This is a genomic window from Stenotrophomonas sp. P5_B8 (assembly GCF_054049855.1).
This window is the reverse complement of record NZ_JBFULO010000455.1, coordinates 1-2935: the sequence shown is the minus strand read 5'-3', so window position 1 is coordinate 2935 and position 2935 is coordinate 1. Positions and strand designations below refer to the sequence as shown.

3 protein-coding genes, 1 tRNA gene and 1 pseudogene are annotated in these 2935 nt (G+C 62.3%); 3 read left to right on the top strand and 2 right to left on the bottom strand.

Annotated elements, in window-relative coordinates; translation table 11 throughout:
- The 3 genes from kdsA to ACXJKH_RS17930 all read left to right on the top strand — a co-directional run.
- Positions 1–778: 3-deoxy-8-phosphooctulonate synthase (gene kdsA / locus ACXJKH_RS17940; protein WP_457321359.1), on the top strand; the 778-nt coding region annotated here is incomplete at its 5' end.
- A gap of 94 nt (positions 779–872) precedes the next feature.
- Positions 873–949: transfer RNA gene (locus tag ACXJKH_RS17935), tRNA-Arg, on the top strand.
- Between the two features lie 104 nt (positions 950–1053).
- Positions 1054–1758, top strand: coding sequence for a hypothetical protein (locus ACXJKH_RS17930; RefSeq protein ID WP_457321357.1), 705 nt, complete (start codon positions 1054–1056; stop codon positions 1756–1758).
- 320 nt (positions 1759–2078) lie between these two features.
- Here ACXJKH_RS17930 and ACXJKH_RS17925 read toward each other — a convergent pair whose 3' ends face one another.
- Positions 2079–2546, bottom strand: a complete 468-nt coding sequence (locus ACXJKH_RS17925) for an SMI1/KNR4 family protein (protein ID WP_457321355.1) — start codon at positions 2544–2546, stop codon at positions 2079–2081.
- A 63-nt stretch (positions 2547–2609) separates the two neighbouring features.
- Positions 2610–2935, bottom strand: a pseudogene (locus ACXJKH_RS17920) (hypothetical protein); the annotation flags it as partial.

Sequence of the window (2935 nt, the reverse complement as noted above, 5' to 3'; positions counted from 1 at the left end):
CAACGTGCTCGAAGACCTCGATTCGACCCTGCACGCGGCCGAACACTTCAGCACGGTGACCGCCAAGCTCGGCATCCCGTATGTGTTCAAGGCCTCGTTCGACAAGGCCAACCGTTCCTCGATCGCCTCCTATCGTGGCGTCGGCCTGGACGAAGGGCTGCGCATCTTCGAAGAGGTGAAGCGTCGTTTCGGCGTGCCGGTGATCACCGACGTGCACGAAGTGGCGCAGGCCGCCCCGGTGGCCGAGGTGGTCGACGTGCTGCAGCTTCCGGCGTTCCTGGCCCGCCAGACCGACCTGGTCGAGGCGATCGCGCGCACCGGCCGCACGGTCAACGTCAAGAAGCCGCAGTTCCTCAGCCCCACGCAGATGAAGCACATCGCGGCCAAGATCCGCGAAGCGGGCAACGAGAACATCATCCTGTGCGAGCGCGGTGCGCAGTTCGGTTACGACAACCTGGTCGTGGACATGCTGGGCTTCCGCGAGATGACCGAATCCACCGGCGGTCTGCCGGTGATCTTCGATGTCACCCACAGCCTGCAGCGTCGTGACGCCGGCAGCGACGCCTCCGGTGGCCGCCGTCGCCAGGTGGCCGAATTGGCGCGCTCGGGCATGGCGCTCGGCCTGGCCGGCCTGTTCCTGGAAGCCCACCGCGACCCGGACCACGCCCGCTGCGACGGCCCCAGCGCACTGCCGCTGGCCGCACTGGAACCGTTCCTGGTGCAGATGAAGGCGCTGGACGAACTGGTCAAGGGCTTCCCGGAACTGGATATCCGCTGATCCGGCCCACCCACGCGATGCGGCGGCGGCCTTGGTCCCGTCGCTGAATGTGGGTATCCTTCACGGCTGCACCTGCGTCGCGGGTGCGGCATTTGGCCCCGTAGCTCAGCTGGATAGAGCGTCCCCCTCCTAAGGGGAAGGTCGCCCGTTCGAATCGGGCCGGGGTCACCAAAAACAATGGCTTACAACCATGGCTGGTCGAACTTTCCGCCGCAAACCGCTTCCTTTCATCCGCGTTCTGGCACAGTTGGCACAGTGAAGATGCTGGGGGCCGCATGGGGTCGAGCAAGCTGTTTGAGCAGCCGCGGCAAAAGCTGCAGCGAGCAGGAGCACATATCCTAGAAGTGGAGCGCGCAATAGCCGCGTACTTCGCTACTGATTGGTGTTCTCGCGATCTAACCTGCGATGCGGACGGAAAGTACAACTTATCCGTGGTCATGCGTGGAGAACCGGCTGGGCTAAACGTAGCGTTAGGCGACGCAATTCACAACCTCCGCGCATGTCTTGATCTACTCGCGGTGGAAGTCGTGAAGCTAAATGGGGGGAGTTCAAAGGGTGTCTACTTCCCCTTCGCTGACGCAGCAGAGAACCTAGAGGCGACGATTAAGGGCCGCAAATGGGATCGTGCGGCTCCGGAGGACGTGGAAATTGTCAGGGCGCTGCGTCCTTACACGGGCGGCAACCAACTGCTGAGAGCACTTCATGATCTGGACATCCAAGACAAGCACCTTTCACTTATTCCCAACGGCGCATTTCTCGCTTCGGGAGGGGTTCGAGTAAGGCAGGACGAGAACGGTAAGCCAGTTGGATTCGATGAGGGAAAGCTGGAGTTTGAGCTGGACCCGACGAGTACTCCGACTGCGGCCTTCGTCTTCCAGGACGACAGCGCATTTCCAGGAGAAGAGGTTACTGCCGTTCTACGTCGGCTAGCCAATCTCGTGGCCGAAGTTGTTGACAAGTTCGCAGCTCGTCACAGCTGACCAAAGGTCTAGAACCGCAGTTTGGCGACCGCACCATCGTCCCCATCGGGCGTAAGGTGTGCGTAGTATTTTTACGTCGTAGCGTAGTCCGCTTGCCCTGCAAGAATTTGCTCTCGGCGAAGTGGCACGCCGCCCATCACCATATGAGCCACAGCGCGCAGACCGCGCGCGAGGACGGCGGTTTCGGAAACCGGCGCGAGCAGGTGCCCGGCCAGGATCTGGGCCCGGCGCAATGGGAGCCAGGGCATCAACACGTTCGCGCAGAACGTATGACGAAGGCGGTGAAGACTCCCGTCCATACCCGGTCTGCTTCTGCGAATCTAGCTGGCAGGAAGCCGGGTGCGCGGGGTGTCCTTCATGAGATTGGCGCGAATGGCGGCGAGCCTTTCCGCCGACGTTCGGGCAGCGCGCATCACGGCATCGGTGCCAGGCCTCCAACGCGTCAGCTTTTCGGTTTCGTGGTTCCAATGGAGGATGTCTCGTATCGCGACGCCATCCACAACCCGCATTACCAGATGGTTGCCGGTTCCATTCGACGCGAGCGCCACAAGATCAAGTGATCGAAGGTGGATTCCCCACGCACCGCGCAGGTTCTCATGCGTGACCGATCCAGCCGTCTTCCGCGGGTTGCCGGGATCAAAGACCGGGAAAAATCGCCACCCACCCGGTAGCTCGGTGCAGTTGTGCGTGAGCCAGACGGCCCTGAGTTCAACTGGAAACACAACGCCCAGCTCTCGCTCCGCCTGATCAATGAGCGCTGCAGTGGCAACAGTGGTACTTCCCGGCATCGTCGTCTCCTTTCTTCGGGAATGCCGATTGTATGAAACAGCATCGGGCCGGGGTCACCAGCATCACCGCATCGGGCTTTCGCCTTTCGTCATACCCAGGATGCACTGCAGCAGGACCTGTCGTTTTCCCGCGTCGCTGTCCTCCTGCCAACAGCCCAGCATCTGCAGCCAGAACCCGTCCGCCGCCAGGCGCGCGGCGCGGAGGTGGGGATCGGCGCGTTCGGCGGGAAATGCCTCCAGGCGCGCCGCAAGCCAGTTTCGCCAGAGGTCGGCGAACGCCGGTTCCACCAGCGCGGTGAGCGAGAACTTCACCCAAATGCGATCTTCCGTCTGCATCGCATCGAACGTTGCGGTGACGTAGGCGCGTGTGAACCTGCCATGGGCCAGCG